This window comes from Streptomyces sp. NPDC041940 (assembly GCF_055589465.1).
On record NZ_JBVJBP010000017.1, the window covers coordinates 142,605 to 169,503 of the forward strand.

At 72.2% G+C, this 26,899-nt stretch carries 21 protein-coding genes; 15 read left to right on the forward strand and 6 right to left on the reverse strand.

Going from position 1 to position 26,899, the window contains the following annotated elements; genetic code table 11:
- Positions 1-19: 19 nt before the first annotated feature.
- Positions 20-829, reverse strand: a complete 810-nt coding sequence (locus ACZ6I3_RS26750) for a TetR family transcriptional regulator (RefSeq protein WP_469417990.1) — start codon at positions 827-829, stop codon at positions 20-22.
- Between the two features lie 115 nt (positions 830-944).
- Positions 945-2,750 (reverse strand): 3-hydroxyacyl-CoA dehydrogenase family protein, encoded by a 1,806-nt coding sequence (locus ACZ6I3_RS26755; protein WP_469417991.1) that lies wholly within the window; start codon positions 2,748-2,750, stop codon positions 945-947.
- Between the two features lie 331 nt (positions 2,751-3,081).
- Between ACZ6I3_RS26755 and ACZ6I3_RS26760 the strand changes: the two genes are divergently transcribed.
- Positions 3,082-3,657, forward strand: coding sequence for an adenylosuccinate lyase (locus ACZ6I3_RS26760; protein ID WP_469417993.1), 576 nt, complete (start codon positions 3,082-3,084; stop codon positions 3,655-3,657).
- Between the two features lie 2 nt (positions 3,658-3,659).
- Here ACZ6I3_RS26760 and ACZ6I3_RS26765 read toward each other — a convergent pair whose 3' ends face one another.
- The 3 genes from ACZ6I3_RS26765 to ACZ6I3_RS26775 all read right to left on the reverse strand — a co-directional run bounded on the left by ACZ6I3_RS26765 (position 3,660) and on the right by ACZ6I3_RS26775 (position 7,000).
- Complete coding sequence (locus ACZ6I3_RS26765) at positions 3,660-4,196, reverse strand: GNAT family N-acetyltransferase (protein WP_469417994.1); 537 nt, start codon at positions 4,194-4,196, stop codon at positions 3,660-3,662.
- Positions 4,197-4,248: 52 nt separating this feature from the next.
- Positions 4,249-5,826: an alpha/beta hydrolase gene (locus ACZ6I3_RS26770; protein ID WP_469417996.1), complete on the reverse strand. Its 1,578-nt coding sequence runs from the start codon at positions 5,824-5,826 to the stop codon at positions 4,249-4,251.
- A gap of 136 nt (positions 5,827-5,962) precedes the next feature.
- Positions 5,963-7,000, reverse strand: a complete 1,038-nt coding sequence (locus ACZ6I3_RS26775; protein ID WP_469417997.1) for an Rv2578c family radical SAM protein — start codon at positions 6,998-7,000, stop codon at positions 5,963-5,965.
- 170 nt (positions 7,001-7,170) lie between these two features.
- On the opposite strand from ACZ6I3_RS26775, the gene ACZ6I3_RS26780 reads away from it, so the two are divergent.
- From ACZ6I3_RS26780 to ACZ6I3_RS26795, 4 genes are all read left to right on the forward strand, one after another.
- The gene (locus ACZ6I3_RS26780) at positions 7,171-7,614 is read left to right on the forward strand and encodes an SRPBCC family protein (protein WP_184590182.1); all 444 of its coding nucleotides are present in this window, start codon (positions 7,171-7,173) and stop codon (positions 7,612-7,614) included.
- A 163-nt stretch (positions 7,615-7,777) separates the two neighbouring features.
- Positions 7,778-10,174: an MFS transporter gene (locus tag ACZ6I3_RS26785; RefSeq protein ID WP_469417999.1), complete on the forward strand. Its 2,397-nt coding sequence runs from the start codon at positions 7,778-7,780 to the stop codon at positions 10,172-10,174.
- Between the two features lie 144 nt (positions 10,175-10,318).
- The gene (locus tag ACZ6I3_RS26790) at positions 10,319-12,739 is read left to right on the forward strand and encodes an ATP-binding SpoIIE family protein phosphatase (protein WP_469418001.1); all 2,421 of its coding nucleotides are present in this window, start codon (positions 10,319-10,321) and stop codon (positions 12,737-12,739) included.
- An 89-nt stretch (positions 12,740-12,828) separates the two neighbouring features.
- The gene (locus tag ACZ6I3_RS26795) at positions 12,829-13,554 is read left to right on the forward strand and encodes a class I SAM-dependent methyltransferase (protein WP_469418003.1); all 726 of its coding nucleotides are present in this window, start codon (positions 12,829-12,831) and stop codon (positions 13,552-13,554) included.
- A gap of 9 nt (positions 13,555-13,563) precedes the next feature.
- On the opposite strand, the gene ACZ6I3_RS26800 is transcribed toward ACZ6I3_RS26795, so the two are convergent.
- The gene (locus ACZ6I3_RS26800) at positions 13,564-14,745 is read right to left on the reverse strand and encodes a CdaR family transcriptional regulator (RefSeq protein WP_469418004.1); all 1,182 of its coding nucleotides are present in this window, start codon (positions 14,743-14,745) and stop codon (positions 13,564-13,566) included.
- A gap of 217 nt (positions 14,746-14,962) precedes the next feature.
- Between ACZ6I3_RS26800 and ACZ6I3_RS26805 the strand changes: the two genes are divergently transcribed.
- From ACZ6I3_RS26805 to ACZ6I3_RS26850, 10 genes are all read left to right on the forward strand, one after another.
- The gene (locus tag ACZ6I3_RS26805) at positions 14,963-15,847 is read left to right on the forward strand and encodes a substrate-binding periplasmic protein (protein WP_469418005.1); all 885 of its coding nucleotides are present in this window, start codon (positions 14,963-14,965) and stop codon (positions 15,845-15,847) included.
- A gap of 11 nt (positions 15,848-15,858) precedes the next feature.
- Positions 15,859-16,614, forward strand: coding sequence for an amino acid ABC transporter permease (locus tag ACZ6I3_RS26810; protein WP_469418007.1), 756 nt, complete (start codon positions 15,859-15,861; stop codon positions 16,612-16,614).
- Positions 16,611-17,405, forward strand: coding sequence for an amino acid ABC transporter ATP-binding protein (locus tag ACZ6I3_RS26815; RefSeq protein ID WP_469418009.1), 795 nt, complete (start codon positions 16,611-16,613; stop codon positions 17,403-17,405). The genes ACZ6I3_RS26810 and ACZ6I3_RS26815 overlap by 4 nt, the downstream gene beginning before the upstream one ends.
- Positions 17,402-18,685, forward strand: a complete 1,284-nt coding sequence (locus ACZ6I3_RS26820; RefSeq protein ID WP_469418011.1) for an NAD(P)/FAD-dependent oxidoreductase — start codon at positions 17,402-17,404, stop codon at positions 18,683-18,685. The genes ACZ6I3_RS26815 and ACZ6I3_RS26820 overlap by 4 nt, the downstream gene beginning before the upstream one ends.
- Positions 18,686-18,774: 89 nt before the next feature.
- Positions 18,775-19,872 carry an SGNH/GDSL hydrolase family protein gene (locus ACZ6I3_RS26825; protein WP_469418013.1) on the forward strand — a complete coding sequence of 366 codons (1,098 nt, stop codon included), beginning with the start codon at positions 18,775-18,777 and terminating at the stop codon, positions 19,870-19,872.
- Between the two features lie 71 nt (positions 19,873-19,943).
- Positions 19,944-20,777, forward strand: a complete 834-nt coding sequence (locus tag ACZ6I3_RS26830; protein WP_469418014.1) for a M55 family metallopeptidase — start codon at positions 19,944-19,946, stop codon at positions 20,775-20,777.
- Positions 20,770-22,083 carry a M20/M25/M40 family metallo-hydrolase gene (locus ACZ6I3_RS26835; RefSeq protein WP_469418016.1) on the forward strand — a complete coding sequence of 438 codons (1,314 nt, stop codon included), beginning with the start codon at positions 20,770-20,772 and terminating at the stop codon, positions 22,081-22,083. Before ACZ6I3_RS26830 ends, ACZ6I3_RS26835 begins: the two co-directional genes overlap by 8 nt.
- Positions 22,084-22,087: 4 nt before the next feature.
- Positions 22,088-24,052 (forward strand): LpqB family beta-propeller domain-containing protein, encoded by a 1,965-nt coding sequence (locus tag ACZ6I3_RS26840; RefSeq protein WP_469418018.1) that lies wholly within the window; start codon positions 22,088-22,090, stop codon positions 24,050-24,052.
- A complete protein-coding gene (locus ACZ6I3_RS26845; protein WP_469418020.1) occupies positions 24,049-24,981 on the forward strand; it encodes a S66 peptidase family protein in 933 nt (310 codons plus the stop codon). The genes ACZ6I3_RS26840 and ACZ6I3_RS26845 overlap by 4 nt, the downstream gene beginning before the upstream one ends.
- Before the next feature lie 132 nt (positions 24,982-25,113).
- Positions 25,114-26,889, forward strand: a complete 1,776-nt coding sequence (locus ACZ6I3_RS26850) for a CocE/NonD family hydrolase (RefSeq protein ID WP_469418021.1) — start codon at positions 25,114-25,116, stop codon at positions 26,887-26,889.
- The last annotated feature ends 10 nt before the right edge of the window (positions 26,890-26,899 follow it).

Consider the following 26,899-nt stretch of genomic DNA (forward strand, 5'->3'; position numbering starts at 1 on the left):
GTGCTCCCTCGCGAGCCGCTCAGCGCTCCTTGAGCGCCTGCTCGATGGTCCTCATGACCTCGTCCAGCGGGGCGTCGGTACGGGCGACGGTCACCAGCACCTCGCCCTGGGTCGAGGCCGTGGCCGCGGCCGGCTGCGGCTCCGTGGAGCGCCCGGCTCCGATGCCCGTGCCGAAGGTCCTGCGCACGATGGCGAAGGCGTGGTCCAGCTGCGTCTCCACGTCCCCCTGCCCGCCGGCTCGCAGCCAGCGCCGCAGGACGTGGTTGTGGGCGGTGACCACGGCGGACGCGGCGACCTCCGCCAGCAGCGGGTCGTCGTTGGCGTCGTCGGCGTGCGCGCGCTCGTCGAAGTGGCCGAGGAGATAGCGGGTGAACAGGCGCTCGTAACGGGCCACCGACGCGATCTCCGCCTCGCGCAGCGTGGGCACCTCACGCGTCAGCTTGTAGCGGGCGACCGAGATCTCCGGCCGCGCCGCGTACATCTTCATGACTTCCTTGATGCCGCGGCACACCGTGTCGAGCGGATGCTCGTGCGCGGGTGCGGCGTTGAGCACCGCCTCGGCGCGGATCAGGGTGTCGTCGTGGTCGGGGAAGATCGCCTCTTCCTTGGAGCGGAAGTGGCGGAAGAACGTGCGCCGGGCGACCCCGGCCGCGGCCGCGATCTCGTCGACGGTGGTCGCCTCGTAGCCCTTGGTCGCGAACAGCTCCATCGCGGCGGCCGCCAGTTCCCGGCGCATCTTGAGCCGCTGGGCGGCGGCGCGAGAGCCTGCGGAACGTTCCGGCGCGTCGGTCGTAGCTGGTGTACGTGAGGACTTGGCGGGCTGGGGCATGCCCTGAACGTACTGCATGTGCGCAGCTCGCTGCGCATGGCCTGGTTCGTGGAACCGGTCCGGGCCGAGCAGGCCACCCCACTCGGTGCCGGACCGGAACCAGTCGCCGGGACCCTCAGCGCTTGGCATATTCGCGGAAGCCACGGCCGGTCTTGCGGCCGAGGCAGCCCGCGGCCACCAGGTGCTCCAGCAGCGGCGCCGGGGCGAGCCCCGGGTCGCGGAACTCGCGGTGCAGGACCTTCTCGATGGCGAGCGAGACATCCAGTCCGACGACGTCCAGCAGCTCGAAGGGACCCATCGGGTACCCGCCGCCCAGCCGCATCGCCGCGTCGATGTCGTCGAGGGACGCGTAGTGCTCCTCGACCATCTTGATCGCGTTGTTCAGGTACGGGAACAGCAGCGCGTTCACGATGAAGCCCGCCCGGTCCCCGCAGTCGACCGCGTGCTTCCTGATCCGGCCGCAGACCTCGCGGACCGTCGCGTGGACGTCGTCGGCCGTCAGCACCGTACGGACGACCTCGACCAGCTTCATGGCCGGCGCCGGGTTGAAGAAGTGCATGCCGATCACGTCCTGCGGACGCGAGGTGGCACGGGCGCAGGCGACGACCGGCAGGGACGAGGTGGTGGTGGCCAGGATCGCGCCCGGCTTGCAGACCTTGTCCAGGGCGGCGAAGAGCTGCCGCTTGACCTCCAGGTCCTCGGCGACGGCCTCCACGGCCAGGTCGACGTCGGCGAAGTCGTCGTACGTGCCCGTCGGCGTGATGCGGTCCAGGGTCTGCGCGGCGGCCTCGGCGGTCAGCCGGCCCTTGTCGACCGAGCGGGCCAGGGACTTGCCGATCCGGGCCTTCGCGGCCTGGGCCTTCTCCTCGCTGCGGGCGGCGATGACCACGTCGTACCCGCCCTTGGCGAAGACCTCGGCGATCCCCGAGGCCATGGTGCCCGAGCCCGCGACACCGACCGAGTGGATCTCCCGGCCGGCGGTCGGGTCGCCGCCCTCCAGCGGGGTCAGCGCGTCCCGCACGACGACCGGGCTGTCCGGCGCCTCGTAGGTGTAGAAACCACGCCCCGCCTTACGGCCGGTCAGGCCCGCCTCGCTCAGCTGCTTGAGGATCGGGGCCGGTGCGTGCAGACGGTCGCGGGACGCCGCGTACATCGCCTCCAGGACCGTGCGCGCGGTGTCGACGCCGATCAGGTCGAGCAGCGCCAGCGGGCCCATGGGCAGCCCGCAGCCCAGCCGCATCGCGGCGTCGATGTCCTCGCGGGAGGCGTACTTCGCCTCGTACATCGCGGCGGCCTGGTTGAGATAGCCGAAGAGCAGGCCGTCGGCGACGAACCCCGGGCGGTCGCCGACCGCGACGGGCTCCTTGCCCAGGTCCAGGGCGAGGTCGGTGACCGCCGCGACGGCCGCCGGCGCGGTCAGCACCGAGGAGACGACCTCGACCAGCCGCATCGCCGGGGCCGGGTTGAAGAAGTGCAGGCCCAGCACCCGCTCCGGACGGGAGGATTCGGCGGCCAGCCGGGTGACGGACAGGGCGTTGGTGCCGGTCGCCAGGATCGTCCCGGGGCGCACGATCCCGTCCAGCTCCCGGAAGATCTGCTGCTTGACCTCGTACGACTCCGGTGCCACCTCGATGACCAGGTCGGCGTCGGCCGCCGTCCTGAGGTCGGTGGAGGTGCGGACCCGGGCGAGGATGTCGGCGCGGTCCTGCTCGGTCAGCCGCTCGCGCTCGACGCCGCGGGCGGTGGAGGCCTCCAGGGCGGCGACGCACTTCGCCGCCTGGGCCTCGCTGATGTCGATGCCGACGACCTCGCGGCCGGCCTTGGCGAGGACCTCGGCGATGCCGGTGCCCATCGTGCCGAGGCCGACGACGGCGATGGTCTGCAGCGGGGACTGGGACGGGTCGGACAGGGGAGTGGCCATCGCGGGACTCCAGGAATGAGGGTGACGACGGGGAACACGCCCGGGTGCGCCGAGGGGCGCACCGGGTGCGTGAGAAGTGCGGGTGTTGCCGGGCCGCAAGCGCACACGCCCGGTGAAGGGAGGACCGGCCCTGTCCCGGGGCCGAGTCGCACCTCGGTACCTGAAGCACCGAACCGACTGCTCTCACGACGGCCGCGTCACCAGACCGCCGCGAGGAAAAACGAGTGGGTAACTCGCTCGTCTGAGCTTAACTGGCGGGTAACGAGCGCGCCAGCCCTCGTCTTTGTGATGTACGTCCCGCGCAGCTCGCGCCACCCCTACCCTCTCAGTCATGGACGAAGAGTTGCGATCACTCACGCTGCGCTTACGGCAGGAGTCGGGGGCGGCGCCCGCGTTCGAGCGGCTCGTGGCGACCGAGGACGTCGATGCCCTGGCAGGTGTGCTGACGGCACCCGGGGAGCAGCTGTGGGCGAGGGAGCTGGCCGCGTTCCGGCTCGGGCTCGCGCGGGACCGGCGGGCCTTCGAGGCCCTGGTGCTGCTGCTGAACCACCGTGACCCGCCGCGCTGTGCCTCCGCCGCCTACGCCCTCGCCCGCCTCGGCGACCCGCGCACCGCCCGCGCGGCCGCAGCCCTCGCCACCAACGAACTGCGTGTCGCCTACGCCCTCCACCCCGTACGGCTCCTGGTCGAGCTGCGCGCCCCGGAGGCCGTGCCCGCGCTGATCACCACCCTGCGGCGGCGGCTGCGGCCGCACGACCCCTACCGCCGGGTGGCCCTCGCCTGCGTGGACGGCCTCGGCGCGCTGGGCGACGCCCGGGCCAGGCCCGTCCTGGACGAGGCCCTCGCCCATCCGGTGCTCGCCGAGGCGGCGGTGCGCGCGCTGGGGAGGATTCCCAGGCAGCGGTGAGGTCAGCGGGGGAGCGGTCTCGCGTAGCGCACTTCGGGGACGGCGGTGCCCTCCACCTCGAAGGGCTCCTCGGCGCCGTCCGCGTGGAAGCCGGCCCGCTCGTAGAAACGGCGGGCCCGGCCGTTCTCCTTGAGGACCCACAGGAGCAGCCGGCCGTGTCCCGCGGTGGAGCAGCGCTCGACCGACTTCGCGAGCAGTGCCTGTCCCGCACCGCGTCCCAGGTGTTCCGGGTGGACGTAGATGGCGTACAACTCGGCTTCCGGCGTGAGGACTTCACCGTCCCGGTACGGGCCGTGGCAGGCCCAGCCGACGAGCGTGCCGCCGGCGTCCTCCGCGACCAGGTTGACCACGCTGCCGTCGCCCTGCGCGAGGTACGCGCGGCGGCGCTCCGCGTCCTCGGCGGCGCTCAGCCCGTCCAGATACGACTGCGGTATGAGGCCCCGGTACGCGTTCTGCCAGCCGGCTGTGCGGATCTCGGCGACACGCTCGCAGTCGGCGGGCACCATCTCCCGGACCCGAAGCCCCTTCAGCTCACTCATGGGCCCATAGTGGACCACGGGTCCGACAGTGCCCCGACGGTCGGTCAGGTGCTCAGCCGCGGAAGCCGAGCAGGCGGTGCAGGGTCGAGCCGCGGGCGGACATCGACGCCGTCTTCGATGTCAGCGGCTTGGGGTCCGGCAGGGCGTCGCACGTCGCGTCCCGGGTGCCGACACCACGTGGCACGGTGCCGTCGGACAGATAGGTCGCCAGGTACTTGTCCAGGCAGGCGTTCCCGCTCAGCGTGATGCCGTGGTTGCCGCCGCCCTGTTCGACCACCAGGCTGGAGCGCGCCAGCAGGTCGTGGAGGGCGATGCCACCCTCGTAGGGAGTGGCCGCGTCGTTCGTCGCCTGGAACAGCAGGGCCGGCGGCAGCTGGCCGTTGGCGATGCTCACCGGACGCGCCGCGTCGGTGGGCCAGAACGCGCACGGTGCGTTGTACCAGGCGTTGTTCCAGGTCATGAACGGCGCCTTCTCGTACGCCGCCCAGTTGTCCTCGCGCCACTGGTGCCAGTCACGCGGCCAGAACGCGTCCCGGCACTGCACCGCGGTGTAGATGCTGTAGCTGTTGTCGTCGGCGGCGTCGACCGAGCCGAAGTTCTTGTACACCTCGACCAGCGGGGCGGTGGTCCCGCGGTTCGCGTACGCCGCGAACGCCTCCGCCAGATAGGGCCAGTAGCCGTTGTAGTAGGCGCCCGGGACGAAGGTGTCCTCCAGCTCCGCGGCGCCCACCTTGCCGCCCGCCGGGTTCTTGGCCAGCGCCGCCCGCATCGCGTACCAGGTGGCCTCGATCTTCTCCGGGTCGGTGCCGAGCCGGTACCGCTCGTCGTGCCTGGCGACCCAGGCCATGAAGGCGCGGTGGCGGTCGTTGAAGGCGTGGTCCTGGTTGAGGTTGGCGGTGTACCAGACGTCGGTGGGGTCCACGATCGAGTCCAGGACCATGCGCCGGACATGCTGCGGGTACAGCCGCCCGTAGACCGCGCCCAGATAGGTGCCGTACGAGTAGCCGAAGTAGTTGATCTTCGGCGCGCCCAGTGCCTGCCGGATCACTTCGATGTCGTGCGCGGCGCTGACCGTGTTGATGTACGGCAGCAGGTGCCCGTACTTCTCGCCGCAGGAGACGGCGAAGGACTTGGCGCGGGCGAGGTTGGCCCGCTCGGCCTCGGGAGTGCCCGGCACGGAGTCCGGGCGTACCGGGCCGAAGTAGCCGGGCCGGCAGTCCAGCGCGGGCTTGCTCTGGCCCACTCCGCGTGGGTCGAAGCCGATGATGTCGTACTGGGCCGCCACCTCCTTGGGCAGCGAGTCCGCGACGAAACCGGCGAGCGTCAGACCGTCGCCGCCGGGGCCGCCGGGGTTGACCAGCAGCGGGCCCTGGAACGTCTCGGCGGTGTGCGGGACGCGGGACAGCGCGAGGGTGATCTGCGGACCGCGCGGGTTCGCGTGGTCGAGCGGCACCTTGACGGACGCGCACTGGAGCATCGGATAGTCGGTGGTGCCGCACTTCTTCCAGCCGGGTTTCGAGGCGCGAAACGTTTCCGCCGAGTGCGGTGCGCTCGCCTCGGCGGGCACGGCCGTAAGGCTCCCGGCCAGCACGACGGCAGCGCCGCACAGCACGGCTGCGCGTGTTCTCATGGAGTCCTTCCAGGGCGGAGAGGCGTCGGACCGCGGAGTTCACGGTCATCGCCGATTCGTCCCGGCAAGCGGCTCTGGAAGAACGTGTTCTGTCAAGACTTGACCCGATTGGGCCGCGAGATGCGCTCGAACGCTCCTATATGAGCGACAGTTGGGTGGGTTCGGACGTCGGCGGCCCGGCCGGTTCGGGCGGCCGGATCCGGCGCGGCAGGTCCGCGCGCGTGGGTCCGATGCCGTACTCCTCCGCCAGTTCGTGGACCTGACGGGTGATCCGGCGCTGGTACCACTTCGGGGCGTAGGAGCCCTCCGCGTACAGCCGCTCGTAGCGGGCCACCAGATGCGGATGGTGCTGCCCCAGCCAGGCCATGAACCACTCGCGGGCGCCGGGCCGCAGATGCAGCACCAGCGGGGTGACGGACGTGGCGCCGGAGGCCGCGATCGCCCGCACGGTGGCCCGCAGTTGGTCCGGCCGGTCACCCAGGAACGGGATCACCGGCGCCATCAGCACACCGCAGCCGATGCCGTGCTCGCTCAGGGTCCGTACGACGTCCAGACGCCGCTCCGGCGCGGGCGTGCCCGGCTCGACGGTGCGCCACAGCTCGGTGTCGGTGAAGCCGACCGAGACGGAGATACCGACATCGGTCACCTCCGCGGCCTGCTTGATCAGGTCCAGGTCGCGCAGGATCAGCGTGCCCTTGGTCAGGATCGAGAAGGGGTTCGCGTGGTCGCGCAGGGCCGAGATGATGCCCGGCATCAGGCGGTAGCGGCCCTCGGCGCGCTGGTAGCAGTCGACGTTCGTGCCCATCGCGATGTGCTCGCCCTGCCAGCGCCGCGAGCCGAGCTGCCGGCCCAGCAGCTCGGGCGCGTTGATCTTGACGACGATCTGGGTGTCGAAGCCGAGGCCCGTGTCGAGGTCGAGATAGCTGTGGGTCTTGCGGGCGAAGCAGTACACGCACGCGTGCGAGCAGCCGCGATACGGGTTGACCGTCCACTGGAACGACATCCGCGAGACCGCCGGCACCCGGTTGATGATCGAACGGGCGCGTATCTCGTGGAAGGTGATGCCCGCGAACTCCGGCGTGTCGAAGGTGCGGGTGGTCACCGCGTCCGCGCCGAACAGCGCGGAGTCGGCCCGGCTGTGTTCGGAGTCCACTGTGAGGTTCTCCCAGCGCATGACGCCTCCTCGGTAGCACTGCCCACAGAATAGAACACATGTTCCCTTGATCGTGCGAGGGTGCTTTACGAACATGTTCGACCGGGTTCGGGGACCCCGATTTGGGAGGCCGGGCAGCGGGGTGGTTGGCTTGCCCCGACCCCCGAGAAACCATGTCCTGGAGGAACCTGATGGCGCAGGTCGAGGCCACTACGGAGCGGATCGTCGCGGCGGACGCGGAGACGGTGTTCGACGCCCTCGCCGACTACAGCGGGACGCGCGAGAAGCTGCTGCCCGAGCACTTCAGCGAGTACGAGGTGCGCGAGGGCGGCGACGGCGAGGGCACCCTCGTCCACTGGAAGCTCCAGGCGACCAGCAAGCGCGTGCGCGACTGCCTCCTGGAGGTCAGCGAGCCCACCGACGGCGAGCTGGTCGAGAAGGACCGCAACTCCTCGATGGTCACCACCTGGCGGGTCACCCCGGCCGGCGAGGGCAAGTCCCGGGTCGTCGTGACCACCACCTGGACCGGCGCCGGCGGCATCGGTGGCTTCTTCGAAAAGACCTTCGCGCCCAAGGGCCTCGGCCGGATCTATGACGCGATGCTCGTCAAGCTCGCCTCCGAGGTCGAGAAGTAACCTCCCGTCTCCCCAAGATCCAACCTTGCGGGGGCCGTTGCGCCCCCTCACCGGTTCGGGTGATCTCCGGGCGGACCCGCCGCATGCCGTAACTCGTCGTGCTTGCTCATAGTTGTCGCTTTTACGCGGGAATTGTGCGGCAGCGCGACGAGGGGAGCGGTAGGTGGGCGGAATCACTCTGGCGCAGGACGAACCGGCGGTGGCGCCACCCGACACCCCCGCCCCACCACCGGACCCGGACCCGGCCGCCGAACTGAGTCCCCGCCGGGTCCGGTTGATCTTCTTCGCTCTCCTGCTGGCCCTGCTCCTGGCAGCCCTGGAGCAGATGATCGTCGCCACCGCGCTCCCGAAGATCGTCGGCGAGCTGCACGGCCTGGACCGGATGTCCTGGACGATCACCGCCTACCTGCTCACCGCCACGGTCGGACTGCCGATCTACGGCAAGCTCGGCGATCTGCTGGGCCGCAAGGGCGTCTTCCAGTTCGCCATCGTCGTCTTCGTCGCCGGCTCCGCCCTCGCGGGCCGCGCGCAGACCATGGACCAGCTGATCGCCTTCCGCGCCCTCCAGGGCGCCGGCGCGGGCGGCCTCATGATCGGTGTCCAGGCGATCATCGCGGACATCGTGCCGCCCCGGCGGCGCGCCCGCTACATGGGCCTGATCGGCGCCGCGTTCGGCCTCGCCTCCGTGGTCGGGCCACTGCTCGGCGGCTACTTCACGGACCATCTCTCCTGGCGCTGGTGCTTCTACGTCAACGTGCCCTTCGGCCTGCTCACCCTGGCCCTCGTCGCCGTCGCGCTGAAGCTCCCGAAGCCGGCCGCCAGGGCCCGGCTGGACGTCCTCGGCGCACTGCTGCTGACCGCCGCCTCCACCTGCCTGGTGCTGCTGACCAGTTGGGGCGGCGCCGAGTACGCCTGGGACTCGCGCATGATCCTCGGCCTCGGCGCCGGAGCGGCCGCGGCGACCGTCCTCTTCCTCGTCGTCGAGCACTTCGCCGTCGAACCCCTCATCCCGCTGCGGCTGTTCAAGGACTCCGTCTTCAACGTCACCGGCCTTGTCGGCCTGGTGACCGGAGCCGGACTGTTCGGCGCCGCCAGCTATCTGCCGACCTGGCTGCAGATGGTCGACGGGGCCTCCGCCACCGAGTCCGGCCTGCTCATGCTGCCGCTGACGGGCGGCATCGTCGGCGCCTCGATCATCGTCGGACAGCTCATCAGCCACACCGGCCGCTACAAGGCCTACCCGATCCTCGGCGGCGCCCTCTCCGTCGCCGGGATGTGGCTGCTCTCCCGCCTCGACGCCGACACGCCCCGGCTGCACTCCAGCATCTGGATGGCCGTCCTCGGCGCCGGCATCGGCATGGTGATGCCGGTCCTGATCCTCGCCGTGCAGAACTCGGTGCGCCCCGCCGACCTCGGTACCGCCACCAGCGCCAACAACTACTTCCGGCAGATCGGCGGCAGCGTGGGAGCCGCCGTCTTCGGCACGCTCCTCGCCGGCCGGCTCGCCGACGCGCCGGCCGAAAGCCTCCCCACGCGCGCGGGCGACCGGCTGCCCGAGCCCGAGTCCATCACCCCGCAACTCGTGCACGCGATGCCTCCGGCCCTGCGCGACGGCTACATCCGGGCGTACGCCGACGCCATGCCGCAGATCTTCCTCTACCTGGTGCCGGTGCTCGTCCTCGGACTGGTCATCGCCTTCTTCCTCAAGGAGAAACCACTGGTGTCCCACTACGCCTCAGCCACCGACCCGGACACGGCGCCGGGGAACGCCGCGATCCCGCAGGCGCGCGCACCGCACGCGGCCGGAATGCCCGTCTGCGGCTCGGTGCAGCACCACGACGGGACCGTGGTGCCGCGCGCGGCGCTCACGCTCATCGACGTCACCGGGCAGCAGACCGGGCGCGGCGCGAGCGGCGAGGACGGGCGCTACGCGCTCCCCACTCCCGGTCCCGGCGCCTATGTACTGATCGCCGCCGCGGGCGGCCACCAGCCGCAGGCCGTCTCCGTGACGGTGGGCGAGCGCCCCGTCGAACTGGACATCGTCCTCGGCGGCGCCGGAAACCTCGTCGGCAGCGTCGTCACCGCCGACGGCACGCCCGTGCGGGACGCCACCGTCACGCTCACCAACGCGCACGGCGCGGTCGTGGCCACCACCCGCAGCGGCCGGGAAGGCGGCTACGTCATCACCGAACTGGTCGCCGGTGAGTACACCCTCGCCGCCGGAGCGCCCGCCTTCCGCCCGGCCGCGCTGCTCGTCACCGTCCAGGCCGACCGCGAGACCCGCCGGGACATCGAACTGGCCGGCGGTGCCGTCCTGCGCGGCACCGTCCGGGCGGGCGGCGGCCGGCCCGTGGAGGACGCCCGTGTGACCCTGCTGGATGTCGCGGGCAATGTCGTCGACACCCTCACCACGGGCCCCGACGGGACGTTCCGGTTCGTCGACCTGTCCTCCGGCGAGTACACCGTCATCGCCGCCGGATACCCGCCCGTCGCCACCGTCCTCCAGGTGGCCGGAGGCGGCCGTACCGAGCGGGACCTCCAGCTGGGACACGAGGACTGAGGCGCACCGGCGCGCGGGGTCGCACGCCGGTGCGAGGCCCGCGCGAGCAATTCCCGCATTGCCTCACATCGCGACCGGCGGGCGCCGTACGGTGGTGACGCCGGCGTAGATCTCGCGGATCCGTGGGGAGAGAGGGCCTGGGCCATGGACCGTGGCACCGACAGGGCTGAACAGGGCACGACGACGGAACCCGACGAGCCCGGCCGCGTCCCCCTGGCCGTCGTCGTGGTCGACCGCGACGGCCTCGTGTCCCACTGGAGCCGGGGCGCACGGCGCCTGTTCGGCGTCCCCAAGGACGAGGCGATCGGCCGCACGGCCCTTGACCTGCTCCCCGTCTCCGGCGCCCTGCCCGAAGAGCGGGACACCACCCCGCACGCCGCCTACGACGGTCTCGGACCCGACCTCGAATCGTCCCTCGACGGAGGCCTGTCCTACCCGGCGGCGGGCCGCGCCCGGCTCACCGCGTCCGGGGGCGGCCGGGTCGACATCCTGTGGTGGGCCTACCCGCTGGTGACTCCCGGGCCCGAGCGGCTGCTCGTGCTGGCCGCCGACGCCGAAGGGCTGCGCGGGGACGACGGGGCGCTGGAGCGGATAGCGCCCGGCTTCGCGCTGCACACGGACTTCCCCGGGGCGGAGGAGCTCGCCCGCCGGCTGCCCGAGATCCTGCCCAGCATGAGCGTCGGCGAGAGCGCCCGCATCGTCGGGCAGGTCCTCGAACTCGGTTATCCGATCCTGGAGTTCAGCCAGAACGACCGGGTGCCCGTCACTCCCGACTGGGGCGTGGCCCGGCGGGCCGAGCGCAAGGCGCGCAGGGAACGTGCCGCGCGGGCCCTGGCCGCCGGGGAGCCCGTCCCGGAGGAACTGCCCGACGAGGGCGAGGACCTCGAATACGCGGCCGTCCGCGAGCATCTGGAGTTCCTCAACGAGGTCAGCGGCCGCATCGGCACCTCCCTCGACCTGTCCCGCACGATCACCGAGGTCAGCAGGGCCGTCGTGCCCCGGTTCACCGACGTCGCCGGGACGTATCTGCGCGAACAGGTCGTCGCCGGCGAGGGGTTCCCGGACGGGGTGCCCGACACGACCACCCTGTGGCACCGGGTCGCCGTGGAGCACACCGACGAGCCCGGCCGCTGGGACGACGTCGTGCCGGTCGGGGAGGCCATGCCGTTCCCGGCGCACACGCCGTTCTTCCAGTGCATGACCTCCGGCGAACCCGTCCTCGTGCCGCGCATCAGCGAGGAGATGGGCCACGCCATCGCCGCGCAGTTCGAGAAGCGCGACATCCGGCCGCTCATCACGGGCCGCTCCATGCTGGTCGTGCCGCTGAAGGCCCGCCATGTCGTGCTCGGCTTCATGATCCTGCTGCGGCACCCGGAACGGCCCGTCTTCAACGACATGGACCGCGTCACCGGCGCCGAACTCGCCGCCCGCGCCGGCCTCGTGCTGGACAACGCGCGCATGTACACGTTCCAGGAGAACGTCGCCGAGACGCTCCAGGACAGCATGCTGCCGCACATCCCGCCCCGCATGGCGGGCTGCGACATCGCCACCCGCTATCTGCCGGGCACGATGCTCGGGCGGGTCGGCGGCGACTGGTTCGACGCCGTGAAGCTGCCCGGCGGCCGTACCGCGTTCGTCGTCGGCGACGTCATGGGCCACGGCCTGAACTCGGCCGCGATGATGGGCCAGTTGCGGACGGCCGTGCAGACCATGGCCGGACTCGACCTGCCGCCCGCCCAGCTGCTGCGCAACCTCGACGACCTCGCGCAGCGCCTCGGCGACACCTACCTCGCGACCTGCCTGTACGCCGTGTACGACCCGATCGCGAGCGAGTTGCACCTCGCCAACGCCGGACACATCCCGCCCGTCCTGGTCCGGGCCGACGACGGGCGCAGCGAACTGCTGGAGCTGCCCACGGGCGCGCCGATCGGCGTCGGGGGCGTGCCCTTCGAGGCGGAACGCCTGCGTGTGGAGCCGGGAGACCGGCTGGTGATGTGCACCGACGGGCTGGTCGAGGTGCGGGGCGAGGACATCGGGGTGGGCCTCGCGACGCTCTGCGAGTCGGCCGCCCACCCGGCGGCGTCCATGGACGACGCCTGCGACACCATCATCCGCGCCCTCAACACCCGCGGCGGACGCAAGGACGACGTGGCGCTGCTGATGGCCCGCCTGAACGGCATCGAGCCGGACGACGTCGCCGAGTGGCGGCTCGCCCTCGACCCGGCCGAGGCCGGCCGGGCCCGCGCGGCGGTCCGCGAGCAGTTGCACGACTGGGGCCTGGCGAAGCTGGTCGCGTCCGCCGAGCTGATGGTCAGCGAACTCGTCACCAACGCCGTACGGCACTCCCACGCACGCCCCGTGGAACTGCGCCTCGTCCGCGGCGACACCCTGCTGTGCGAGGTGGACGACGACGATCACGAGCTTCCGACGCTGCTGAGCAGCGGCTCGCTCGACGATGCCGGGCGCGGTCTGCGGGTCGTCAGCGCGCTGTCCCGCGAGTGGGGCAGCAGCCGCACCAAGACGGGCAAGACCGTGTGGTTCGAACTGACACTGCCCAGGCGCTGACCCCGGACGCTTGTCGTGGCCCGCGCCGCGCGGTACACCGGACTCGCCCGCCGCACGGCGGGATTCGGTCGCACCCTGGGGAGTCGGTCATGAGCGTGACGAGTCGGTACCGGGAGGCGTGGGAGGGGTTCTGGCGTGCGGCGTCCGCCGAACCGGGGGCGGTGTTCTGGGACGCCGAGCCGGTCCTGACCGCCGGCCCGCACCTCGCCCTGTTCGAACCTCATGTGGCCGATCCCGCGCTGCCGATGGTGGACCTCGGCTGCGGCAACGGCACCCAGACCCGCTACCTCGCCGACCGCTTCCCGCGGGTCGTGGGCACCGACCTGTCGGCCGCGGCCCTCGACCACGCCCGGCGGGCCGACCCGGCGGAGCAGGCCACGTACCGGCAACTGGACGCCGCCGAGAAGAGCGAGACGCAGACCCTGCACGCGGAGCTCGGTGACACCAACGTCTACATGCGGGGCGTACTGCACCAGTGCGAACCGGACGACCGGCAGTCGCTGGTGGACGGGATCGCCACGCTGGTCGGCGACCGCGGCCGGGCCTTCCTGGTGGAGCTCTCCGGGTCCGCCAAGCCGCTGCTGATGGGCCTGGCCGGCGGCCCCGACGGTCCGCCGCCCAAGCTCGCGCCGGTGTTCCGGCACGGCATCGCCCCCGGCGAGGTCTCCGACGAGGCCGTCCCCGAGTATCTGCGCTCGGCCGGCCTCACCGTCCTGGCGGGCGGCGAGCTGCCCCTGACGACCACCGAATACCACCCCGACGGCACGCGCATCGAGCTGCCCTCCAGGTGGCTGGTGGCGGGGCGTACCGCCTGAGGCGAGCGATCAGCGCTCCGGGCCGCCCAGCCGGTCGGCCAGACAGGCCAGGTACAGGGCCATGGCCGTCCGGTGCTCGCGCAGCGAACGGCCGGTGAGCCGCTCGATCTTGTTGATGCGGTAGACGACGGTGTTGCGGTGGATGTGCAGCGCCTCGGACGCCCGTACGAGGTTGAGGCCGCTCTCGCACCAGGCCGTGACCGTGTCGCGGAGCGCCGGCCAGTCCGGCTGGTCCCGCAACCGCGCCGCGGTGAGGTCGAGCAGGCGCGTGCGGGCGGACTGACTCGCCGCCGCCAGCAGTTGATGGACCCGCAGATCGCTGATCGGGTGGACGGTTGAGCCGCCGCCCACCCGGGCGCCCAGCCGCAGCGCGTCGCAGGCGTCCTGGTAGGAGTCGTGCAGCCCGCCGACGGAGGTGGCCGGCTCGCCGATGCCGGCGCGGGCGGCGAGCCCGTCCTGGGCGGCGATGACGTCCGTGACCCGGCGGCAGGCGGCGGCCGGCGCGTCCGCCGGTTCCCGGGCCGGGAGCCGGTGCAGGACGCCGATCCAGCCGGGCGCCGTGCTCGCGACGATGTCCTGCGGGTCGGCGAAGACATCGCGGACCGTGCGCAGCAGCTCCGAGCGGACCAGCGCCATGTCCCGGGCCGGGGCGACGCGACGGGCGCCCGGGTCGGGCACGGTCACCTCGAACGCCACCGCGATCCGGCGCAGCCGCAGGTCGAAGCCGAGTTCGGCGGCCCGGAACATCAGGAACTCGCCCTCCACGACCGCCGGGTCGTAGGAGGCGATGTCGGCGAGCAGCTTCTCGGCGGCCCGCTCGGCGAGCAGCCGGGAGCGCAGCATCACGGACTCCCGCAGCAGGATCTCCGTCTGCCGCTTCACCAGCAGGCCGAAGCGGCCCACCTGGGCGGGCGTGCCGGTGATCCCGACCGTCCCCACCGCCTGCCCGTCCGTGACCAGGGGCAGCGTGACCCCGGGGCGCACCCCGCGCAGCGCGTGGGCCTGTGACGCGTTGTGCGTCGCGGGCTCCTTGGTACGGATGACCTCGACGGACGCCTCGTGGAAGGTGCCGACGCGGCTGCTGTCGCCGCTGCCGATGACCATGCCGTCCGCGTCCGTGATCAGCACGTTGAAGCCGATGACCGCGGAGGTGTCCCCGGCGATCTCCTGCGCGAGTGACGGGCTGAGCACGGCGTTCCTCCCGTCGGCGGACGGTCCGAGGTTGGACGCACCGTACAGGGGAGGGGGCGATTCCAGCCACAAGTTCGTACGAAGTGAACGGTGACGCGGGGCTGGGGGCTGCCTAGCGTATGGGCCCAGTCAGACCCCGCCGGGGCGCCCAGCCGGAAGGCCCGAGCCGATGATCCGTATGCGTTCGCTTGCCCTCGCCCTGTCAACGATGCTCCTGATGTCCACGGCCGCCGCCTGCGGCTCGGGCGGGGACGACGCCCCCGAGAACGTGTCGGCGCAGGCCGCCGCGCTGGGGACGCTCACGCCCGGCGTCATCAAGGTGGCCGTCCAGCCCTACGCGCCCTACACCAGCGTCCAGGGCGGCAGAATCGTCGGACTCGACGGTGACATTCTCGCCTCCGTCGCCAAGGGGCTGGGCCTGAAGGTGGAGCCCGAGGTGACGGATTTCGCCGGCATGCTCGCCGGGGTGCAGTCCCGCCGGGTCGACATCACCGTAGGCGGCGTCGCCTGGTCCGCGGAACGCCAGAAACAGGGGCTGTTCACCGATCCGCCCTACTACTCGCCCCCTGCGATGGCCGTTCGCAGCGGCAAGTCGTACAAGACCGTCGATGATCTGGAGAACCTGAACCTGGGCACCGTCGAGGGCTACGTCTGGGTCAAGTCCATCCAGGCCGTGCGCGGCGCGAAACTGCACGCCTACCCCGACGCCAACGGCGTCTTCGACGACCTCGGTGCCGGCCGGGTCGACGTCGGCTTCCTCGACCCGCTGCTCATCATCGCGGCACAGAAGCAGCGGCCCGAGCTGAAGATCGACACGCAGTACCTGACCCCGCCGACCGCGGCACAGGTCAAGGCCGAGCCCGCCTACCAGTACTTCCAGCCGTACCAGACCGGTTTCTACCTGCCGAGGAAGGCCACGAAGCTGGAGCGGGCGATCTCCGCGCGGATCGACGCCATGTACGGCAGCGGCGAGCTGACGAAGCTCGTCAGGAAGTACGGCGGCGACCCGAAGCAGTTCCTCGTGCCCGCCGCCGACGTGGCCACGGCCCGCCGCGGTGTGGACCGGCCCCAGGACTGGACGCCCCCGTCCATCGCCAAGTGAAAGCAGTCGCCATGTCCGGTCTCTTCGAGGTTCCCTGGTCCGACTACCGGCCCGATCTCATCGACGCGCTCGGGCGCACCGTGTCCTACACGGTGGTCGGTTTCGCCGGCGCGGTGCTCCTCGGCCTTGCCGTGGCGCTGCTCAGGCTCAGCAGGTCCTGGCCCGCGCGAGCCCTCGCCGCCGTCTACACCGAGGTGTTCAAGAACATCCCGCTGCTCGCCATCATCTTCCTCACCTACTTCGGCCTCGCCTCCGCCGGGATCCGGCTGGACGTCTTCACGGCAGGCTGCCTCAGCCTGATCGTCTTCTACGCCGCCTACCTGTCGGAGATCTTCCGCTCCGCGATCAGCGGCGTGCACGCCGGGCAGACCGAGGCCGGTGAGGCGCTGGGCATCGGCAGGGCGGGCATCTTCGGCCACATCGTGCTGCCCCAGGCCCTCCGGCTGGCGCTGCCCGGCACGAACACCATGCTGGTCGACCTGCTCAAGTCCACCTCGCTGCTGGTCACCGTCTCCGCCGCCGAGCTGATGTCCGAGGGGCGGCTCATCACCTCCGCCACTTTCCGGGCCCTGGAGGTGTACCTGGTGATCGCGGCGATCTACTTCGCCCTCTGCTACCCGCTGTCCCAACTGCTGCTGCTCCTGGAGCGGAAGGTCCGCTCGGGAGTGCCCCTGACGCCCTGGCGACGGCGGCGCCTGCGGGCGGCCCGTGCCCTGCTGGCCGGTGAGCCCGTCGCCGGCGTACCCGTGAAGGAGGTTTCCGCATGACCGAGTCGGTGGCCGCCGCGACCCCCGCTACCCGGGCCTCCTCCGAGCCCGTCGTACAGATCGAGGGGCTGTGCAAGTCCTTCGACGGACGGCTCGTTCTCGACCGGGTGGACCTCGAGGTCCGCCGGGGCAGCATCGTCAGCGTCATCGGGCAGAGCGGCGGCGGCAAGACCACCCTGATGCGCTGCGTCAACCTGCTGGAACGCCCGGACCGGGGCACCGTCGAGGTCGCCGGGGAGGTGGTGCACGAGGGCGGCCGCACGGTGTGCCGTGATCTGCCCCGGCTGCGCCGCACGGTCGGCATGGTCTTCCAGCGGTTCCATCTGTTTCCGCATCTGACGGCCGTGGAGAACGTGGTGCTCGCGCAGCGCAAGGCGGGCGTGCCCGAGGAGCGGGCGCTGGAGCGGGCCGTGGCGCTGCTGCGGCGGGTGGGTGTGGCCCACCGTGCCCTCGGCCGGCCCGAACAGCTCTCCGGCGGCGAACAGCAGCGCGTCGCCATCGCGCGCGCTCTCGCCCTCACACCCGAGGTGTTGCTGTTCGACGAGCCCACGTCCTCCCTGGATCCCGAGGCCACCCGGGAGGTCCTGAGCGTGATGCGTGAACTCGCCGCCGACGGGATGACGATGCTGCTGGTCACCCATGAACTGCCGTTCGCCCGCGAGGTGTCCGACCATGTCGTCTTCGTCGACGGCGGCCGGATCGTGGAGGAGGGCCGGCCCGAGGACGTCCTGGACACCCCTGCGGAGGCCCGCACCCGGGAGTTCCTCGCGTCGTACGGGAACCCGTCATGAGCGCCGTATCCGGTACGGCCGGCCCGGTCGTCGTCGTGGGCGGCGGCGTCGTGGGGCTGTGCACGGCGTACTACCTGGCCGCCGCGGGCCTCGAGGTGGAGGTGGTCGAGCGGCGGCAACTGGGCTCCGGGGCGTCGCGGGGCAACGCGGGCTGGGTCTGCCTCAGCCACTCGACGCCGGTGCCGGCCCCGGGCGTGGTGCGCTACGCCCTGCGCTCGCTCGGCCGCCCGGACTCCCCGCTCTATCTGCGCCCTCTTCCGGATCCGGCGTTCGTACGGTGGCTGTGGCGGTTCTGGCGCAGCAGCACACCGGCGGCCTTCCGGCGCGGCTACGCGGCGATCGCCGGGCTGAACCGGGACACCTTCGGCCTGTTCGACGGGCTGCGGGAGGCGGGAGTGGACACGACGCTGACCCGGCCCGGAATGGTGCACGCCTTCCTGTCGCCGGCCGAGGCACGCCATCACCTCGCGATCCAGCGGGAGATGGCCGACGGGCACTATCCCGTGCCCGACGACATCACCACGGGTGCCGAGGCGCACCTGCTGGACGGGGCCCTGTCACCGGCCGTACGCGCGGCCTACCTCGTGGCGGGGGAGGGCGTGGTCGACCCGGAGGCGTTCGCGCGTGCCCTGGGCGAGGCCCTGACCGCCTCGGGTGTGAAGATCCACGAGAACGCCGAGATCACCGGCTTCCGGTCGCGGGGCGGCCGGGTCACCGCCCTGCGCACCGCCGACTACGAGCTGCCTTGCGCGGCGGTCGTCGTCGCCGCCGGCATGCGCTCCCCGGGGCTGCTCAGGCTTCTCGGCCACCACCTGCCCCTCCAGGCCGGCAAGGGCTACAGCTTCTCCGTGGACCTGGATCCGGCGCCCCGGCACACGCTGTACTTCGGCGAGCGCAGGGCCGTCGCCTCACCGATCGGCGGCACCACGCGGATCGGCGGCACGATGGAGCTCAGCGGCAACAACAACCGTCTCGACTGGCGCCGTATCGTCGCGGTAGCCCTCGCCAGCCGGCACTACCTGGGCCGCTGGTTCGACGACCCGGACGACCTGGTCGGGCTGATCCGCGACCCCTGGGTGGGAGGGCGGCCGTTCCTTCCCGACGGGCTTCCGGTGATCGACCGCGTCCCGGGGCACGACAACGCCTTCGCGGCCACCGGCCACGGCATGCTCGGCGTCACCCTGGGGCCGGTGACGGGGCACCGGCTCGCCGAGTACGTGGTCACCGGGCGGCGGCCCGAGGCGCTGGTGCCCTTCCGCTTCGGCCGGCTCCGGAGCTGAGCCCGACGCGGCCTGGTGAGCGAGGTTTTTGTCGGTGTACGGTCATTCTGCCCGGTCCGTGCACCTGTCTCGTCCTCCGGAGGACAGTCATGACATCGCCCTGGTTACGGATGCTGGTCGCGTCGGCCGCGTCGACGGTGTTGCTCGGCACGTCCGCGGTTGCCACAGCCGCCGCCCCGGACAAAGGCGGAGTGGCGACGAGCGTGCACACCGCCGGGCGGGTCGAGGACGGCGGGGACGTGCTCCGGTACAGCTGGCCCGGCGTGTACTTCGAGGGCCGGATCAGGGGCACCGGCGTCGGCATCGTGCTCGACGACCCGGCCGCCGACTACGACGTCCAGGTCGACGGAACCACCGTGGCGACCCTCGTCACGCCGGGCAGGACCACGCACTGGGTCGACGGCCTGCGCAAGGGAGCGCACACCGTACGGCTCGTCAAACGCAACGACACCCCGTGGAGCACCAGCGTGTTCGGCGGCTTCGTCGCCGCGCCGGGCGGGGCCGTGCTCACCCGCCCGGCCGCCCGCGGACGCCAGATCGAGTTCGTCGGAGACTCCCTCACGGCGGGCTACGGCAACCTCTCTGCCTCCCGCGACTGCACCGGCGAGCAGGTCGCCCGCACCACCAACGCCGACGTGAGCTATGCCGCCCTCACCGCCCGGCGGCTGCGCGCCGACTACCAGATCAACGCGTACTCGGGCCGGGGCATGGTGCGCAACTACAACGGAGGCTCGCCGCAGGAGAACTACCGCACCTTCTACGACCGCGCGCTGCTCAACGTGCCGGGCGACGTCTGGCAGAACCCGGGCACCTGGCGGCCGCGGCTCGTGGTGGTCCACCTCGGCACGAACGACTTCTCGACGCCGCTCAACCCGGGCGAGCCCTGGACGGACGAGAGCCTCGCCGCCGCGTACCGGAGTGCCTACAGCGGCTTCCTCCAGAAGCTGCGGACGCGCTACGGGCCCGGCACCACGCTGCTGGCCGTCGGTGCGGGGCCGTTCGCCGGACATGTCGAGCAGGTGGTCCAGGAGCGCACCGGCGCCGGTGACCGCCGGGTCCGCTACTGGCGGCTCGACGACACGGGCCTGGACCACGCCGGCTGCCACTGGCACTACTCGGCCCGGGACCACCGGCTCCTCGCCGGCCGGCTCACCTCGTTCCTCGGCGACCTGCCGATCCGCTGGTGACGTCGTAGCCGGTTCTGCCCGCAGCGCGTAACGTGACGAACCATGAAGATCTCCATCCGGAACGGGTCGTCATGAGAATCCTCATCAGCGCCGACATGGAGGGCGCCACCGGGGTCACCTGGCCGGACGACGTCGTGCCGGGCGCCGCGCAGTGGGAGCGCTGCCGTTCGCTGTTCACCTCCGACGTCAACGCCGCCGTGCTCGGCTTCCACGACGGCGGCGCCGACGAGGTGATCATCAACGAGGCGCACGCGACGATGCGCAATCTGCTGCTGGAGCGGCTGGACGAACGGGCCCAGCTGCTCACCGGGCGGCACAAGGCGCTCTCCATGGTGGAGGGCGTGCAGCACGGCGACGTCGACGGCATCGCGTTCGTCGGCTACCACGCGGGCGCCGGCATGGAGGGCGTCCTCGCCCACACCTACCTCGCGAACCAGATCACGGGCGTGTGGCTGAACGACGTACGGGCCAGCGAGGGGCTGCTCAACGCCCATGTCGTCGCCGAGTTCGGGGTGCCGGTCGTGCTGGTCACCGGGGACGACATCGCCTGCGAGGACGCGCTCGGGTACGCGCCCGAGGCGCTGAAGGTCGCGGTGAAGGACCATGTGTCGCGGTACGCGGCCGTGTGCCGCACCCCCGCCCGGACCGCCGCCGACATCCGCGCGGCCGCCAAGGAGGCCACCGCGCTGGCGGTGCGTCACGAACCCGTGCACGGCGGTCCGTTCACCGTCGCCGTCGAGTTCGACGCGGAACATCTGGCGATGGCCGCCACCGTCGTGCCGGGTGTGGACCGGATCGGGGAGCGCAAGGTGGCCTGTACGAGCGAGACCATGTACGAGGGCATCCGCGCCTTCAAGGCGGTCACCACGATCGTCTCGGCCGCGGTGGAGGAGCAGTATGGCTGAGCAGGTGGACAGGCAGGCGCTGGACGAGGTCGTGACGTACACGTCCGACCTGATCCGGATCGACACCACCAACCGGGGCGGCGGCGATTGCCAGGAGCGGCCCGCCGCCGAGTACGCCGCCGCGCGGCTCGCCGAGGCCGGGATCGAGCCGACGCTCCTGGAGCGCACGAAGGGCCGGACCAACGTCGTCGCCCGCGTCGAGGGCACCGACCCCGGAGCCGGCGCGCTGCTGCTCCACGGCCATCTGGACGTCGTACCGGCCGAGGCGGCCGACTGGAGCGTGCACCCGTTCTCCGGGGAGGTCCGCGACGGGGTCGTCTGGGGGCGCGGCGCCGTCGACATGAAGAACATGGACGCGATGATCCTCGCCGTGGTGCGCGGCTGGGTGCGCCAGGGCGTACGGCCCCGGCGGGACATCGTCATCGCGTTCACCGCGGACGAGGAGGCCAGCGCCGAGGACGGCTCCGGCTTCCTCGCGGGCGAACACGCGGCCCTGTTCGAGGGCTGCACCGAGGGCATCAGCGAGTCGGGCGCCTTCACCTTCCACGACGGCAACGGGCGGCAGATCTACCCGATCGCGGCCGGGGAGCGCGGCACGGCCTGGCTTAAGCTCACCGCGCGCGGACGCGCCGGGCACGGCTCCAAGGTGAACCGGGACAACGCGGTCACCCGGCTGTCGGCCGCGATCACCCGGATCGGCGAGCACGAATGGCCCCTGCGGCCGACCGCGACCGTACGCGCGGCGCTCACCGAACTCGCCGCGCTCTACGGCATCGACAGCGACCTGACGGACGTCGACGCGCTGCTGGACAAGCTGGGCCCCGCCGCGAAGCTCGTCGAGTCGACCGTGCGCAACAGTGCCAACCCGACGATGCTGAACGCGGGTTACAAGGTCAACGTGATCCCCGGGGAGGCCGTGGCGCAGGTGGACGGCCGGTATCTGCCCGGCGGCGAGGACGAGTTCCGCGAGACCCTCGACCGGCTCACCGGGCCGGACGTGGAGTGGGAGTTCCACCACCACGAGGTCGCCCTGGAGTCGCCGGTGGACTCGCCGACGTTCGCCCGGATGCGGGCCGCCGTCGAGGAGTTCGCCCCGGAGGGGCATGTGGTGCCGTTCTGCATGTCCGGCGGCACGGACGCCAAGCAGTTCTCGCGCCTCGGCATCACCGGCTACGGCTTCACACCGCTGAAGCTGCCGGAGGGCTACGACTACGGGGCGATGTTCCACGGCGTCGACGAACGGGTCCCGGTCGAGGCGCTGCACTTCGGTGTGCGGGTACTCGACCGGTTCCTGCGGACGGCCTAGGGGAGTGGGGGAGAGCGTGCGGACGCTGGCGTACGGGGCGTGGCCCTCGCCCATCGACGCGGCCCTGGCCGCCGCGCACGACGGGCACCCGGAGTACGTGGGCTTCGTCGGCGACGAGGTGTGGTGGACCGAGCCGCGCCCCGCCGAGGGCGGCCGGCGCACCCTGGTGCGGCGGCACACCGACGGCACGGAGGAGCCGGTGCTGCCCGCGCCGTGGAACGTACGCAGCCGGGTCATCGAGTACGGCGGGCACCCCTGGGCGGCGCTCGCGGGCGACGACGGCCCGCTGGTGGTGTTCGTGAACTTCGCCGACCAGCGGCTGTACAGCTGTGAGCCGGGCGGAGAGCCCCGCCCGCTCACGCCGGTGTCTCCCGTGGGCGGGGGCCTGCGCTGGGCGGAGCCGTCGCTGCGGCCCGAGCGGGGCGAGGTGTGGTGCGTGCTGGAGGAGTTCACCGGAGACGGACCCACCGATGTGCGCCGCGTCCCGGCCGCGGTCCCGCTCGACGGCTCCGCCGCCCGGGACCGGGACGCCGTACGCGAACTCACCGACGCCCGGCACCGGTTCGTGACGGGGCCGAGGCTCTCCCCCGACGGGCTGCGGGCGGCCTGGCTGGCCTGGGACCATCCGCGCATGCCGTGGGACGGCACCGAACTGATCCTCGCCGACGTCGGCCCCGACGGGTGCCTGCACGAGGCGCGGACCGTGGCCGGCGGGCCCGGCGAGTCCATCGCCCAGGCCGACTGGACCCACGACGGCCGCCTCCTGCACGCGAGCGACCGCAGCGGCTGGTGGAACCTCCACCTCGACGGAGAGCCGGTGTGCCCCCGCGAGGAGGAGTTCGGCGGGGCGCTGTGGAAGCTCGGCATGCGATGGTTCGCGCCGCTCGACAGCGGCCTGATCGCCGTCGTGCACGGCCGGGGCGCCACCGCTCTCGGCATCCTGGACCCCGAGACGGGCGAGGTCGTCGACGCGGCCGGACCCTGGACCGAGTTCGCGCCCACCCTCGCCGCGCACGGCGAACGGATCGTCGCCGTCGGGGCCAGCCCGCGCAGCGCCCACGAGGTCGTGGAACTGGACGCCGCCACCGGTCACGCCCGCGTCATCGGCGCCGAGCACGACGACGCCGTGGACCCCGCGTACTACCCCGAGCCGCAGATCCGCACCTTCACCGGCCCTGACGGACGCGACATCCACGCCCACATCTACCCGCCCCACCACCCCGGCTGTGTCGCGCCGGACGACGAACGGCCGCCGTACGTCGTCTGGGCGCACGGCGGGCCCACCGGCCACGCGCCCCTGGTGCTCGACCTGGAGATCGCCTACTTCACCTCGCGCGGCATCGGCGTCGCCGAGGTGAACTACGGCGGCTCCACCGGATACGGCCGCCCCTACCGCGAGCGGCTGCGCGAGCAGTGGGGCGTGGTGGACGTCGAGGACTGCGCGGCCGTCGCCCTGGCCCTCGCAGACGAGGGCACCGCCGACCGCGACCGGCTCGCCGTCCGGGGCGGCAGCGCGGGCGGCTGGACCGCGGCGGCCTCGCTCACCACGACCGATGTCTACGCCTGCGGCACGATCAAGTACCCCATCCTGGACCTCACCGGCTGGGGCACGGGGGAGACCCACGACTTCGAGTCGCGGTACCTGGAGAGCCTGATCGGGCCGCTCGCCGAGGTGCCCGCGCGGTACGCGGAGCGCTCGCCCGCCACCCACGCCGACCGCCTCGGCGTGCCGTTCCTGCTGCTCCAGGGCCTGGACGACCCGATCTGCCCGCCCGTCCAGTGCGAGCGGTTCCTGACCCGGCTGGAGGGCCGGCGGGTGCCGCACGCCTATCTCGCCTTCGAGGGGGAGGGGCACGGGTTCCGGCGGGCGGAGACCATGGTGCGCGCCCTGGAGGCCGAACTCTCCCTGTACGCCCAGGTGTTCCGGCTCGATCCGCCCGGTGTCCCGACTCTGGAGCTCAGCACGTGAACCAGCTTCTGCGACCGCCCCGGCTCGCCCCCGGCGCCCGTGTCGCCGTCGTCGCGCCGAGCGGGCCCGTGCCCGAGGAGCGGCTCCAGGCCGGGCTCGACATCCTGCGCGCCTGGGACCTCGACCCCGTGGTGGCGCCCCATGTGCTGGGCCGGCACCGCGCGTTGGACTACCTGGCCGGAACGGACGCCGAGCGGGCCGCCGATCTGCAAGGCGCCTGGTGCGACCCGTCCGTCGCCGCGGTGCTGTGCGCCCGGGGCGGGTACGGGGCGCAGCGCATGGTCGACCTGCTCGACTGGGCGGCGCTGCGCGCGGCGGGCCCGAAGGTGTTCGCCGGGTTCAGCGACATCACCGTCCTGCACCAGGCGTTCGCCACCCGCCTCGGCCTTGTCACCCTGTACGGCCCCGCGGTCGCCGGCGTCGACTTCCTCAAGAGCGCCCGGGCCCAGGAGCAGCTGCGGGCGACCCTCTTCGCGCCGGAGACCGTGCGGACCGTCACGGCCGTGCCCCCGGGCGGCAGCGCCCTGGTGCCCGGGCGGGCCCGGGGCGTCACCCTGGGCGGCTGTCTGAGCCTGCTCGCGAGCGACCTCGGCACCCCGCACGCCCACCCGGCGGCCCGGGGCGGACTGCTGCTGATCGAGGACGTCGGCGAGAGCCCGTACCGCCTGGACCGGTACCTGACCCAACTCCTGCGCGCCGGCTGGCTGGACGGGGTCGCCGGGGTGGTGCTCGGGTCCTGGGCGTCGTGCGGCCTGTACGAGGACCTGCGCGCGGTCTTCGCCGACCGGCTCGGCGGGATCGGTGTCCCGGTCGTGGAGGAGTTCGGTTTCGGGCACGGCGAGGGCGCGCTGACGATGCCCTTGGGGATGGTGGCCGAACTGGACGCCGGGAAGGGCACGTTGACCTTCGACGAACCGGCCCTGAGCTGAACATGCCGTTACTGAAATCCTGTCAAGAACCCTCGTTTCGGTGATTGACGCTCCCTGACACGTGTCACACGATGACTACCGACCAAGTACCTACTGGTCGGTATTCGGGTTGTCCCCACCGTGGAGGTCCGTGTGTCCCGACGCGTGCCCAGATCCCGCGCGCCGCTCGCTCTCGCTCTGGGCGCCGCCCTGGCCGCCCCCCTCGCCCTCACCCCGCCCGCCACCGCGGCGGGCTCCTACACCGTCACCCCGCTCAAGTTCACCGTCCAGGCGGGCGGCCGGCCCTGCACGGTCGACGCCGACCTGTACCGCCCGGCGGGCGTGGACCGGACCCACCGGGCGCCCGCCGTGCTCGGCACGAACGGCTTCGGCGGCAGCAAGTCGGACGGTTCGACGGACACCATCGGCAAGGCCTTCGCCCAGCGCGGCTACGTCTCCCTCATCTACTCCGGGCTCGGATTCGGCCGCAGCGGCTGTCTCATCTCCCTCGACGACCCGGCCATCGACGGTGCCGCAACCGCGCGGCTGGTCGACTTCCTGGGCGGCGAACGCGCCGCCGACGACGGCACCACCGCTGACTTCGTCACCCTCGACCGGCCCGGCGACCCACGGGTCGGCATGATCGGCGGCTCCTACGGCGGCGCCGTCCAGCTGGCGACGGCCGCCGTCGACCATCGCCTCGACGCGCTCGTCCCCATGATCACCTGGAACGACCTGGCGTACGCCCTGGCCCCCAACAACGCCACCGGCGGCACCGGCGTCCCGGGCGCCTTCAAATGGCAGTGGACCAACGGCTTCTACCTCATCGGCGAGGGCCAGCCGCTGCTCCAGCCCAGCCTCGACCCGTCCCGCATCAACCGCCTCTCCTGTCTGCACTTCGTCACCAAGGCCTGCCGGACCATCCACACGCTCAACTCCGGCGGCTACCCCGCCGACCGGACCGCCGAGCTGCTCGCCTTCGCGCGGAGCGTCTCCCCGGCGTCGTACCTCCATCGCGTCAAGACACCCACCCTGCTGGTCCAGGGACAGACCGACACCCTCTTCAACCTCAACGAGGCGACGGCGACGTACCGGACGCTTCGCGCACAGGGCACCCCCGTGAAGATGATCTGGCAGTCCTGGGGCCACAGCGGAGGGCTCACCGGCCCCGGTGAACTCGATCTGTCGAAGGGCAACCTGGAGACCAGCTACGTCGGCCGGCGCGTCCTCGCCTGGTTCGACCGCCATCTGCGCGGCCGGACGCAGGCCGACACGGGACCGGCCTTCGCCTATCACCGGGACTGGATCACCGACCCGGACCGCGCCTACGCCACCGCCGACCATCTCCCCGCACCGAGCCGCACGCTGTACCTCTCCGGCGACGGCAAGCTCGTCGACAACCGCGACAAGGTGGCCCGGGGCAGCCGCGGATACACCAACTGGGCGATTCCCACGAGCCATTCCGAGAGCTCGCTGGCCGGCCTCATCGGACTGCCCGACACACCACCGCACGACACCGAGGGCACCTACCTCGGCTGGACCAGCACCCCGCTGTCACGCCCCCTCGACGTCGTGGGCGCGCCCCGGGCCACCCTCAAGGTGAACTCCCCGAAGGCCGAGCGCACCCAGAACTCCGGCGACGCGGCCGACAAGCTCGTGCTGTTCGCCAAGCTCTACGACGTCGCCCCCGACGGCACCCGCACCCTGGTGCGCCGTCTGGTCGCGCCGGTCCGGGTGCCGGACGTGACCAAGAGCTTCACCGTCACACTGCCCGGGATCGTGCACCGGTACGAGAAGGGGCACCGGCTGCGGTTCGTGATCGCGGCGAGCGACGACGCGTACTTCGGCAACCGGGGGATCAAACCGGTGACCGTGGTCAGCGGGCCGCGGAACACCGGGGTGCTCCGGCTGCCGGTCGCGGGCTCCTGACAGGAGGCCC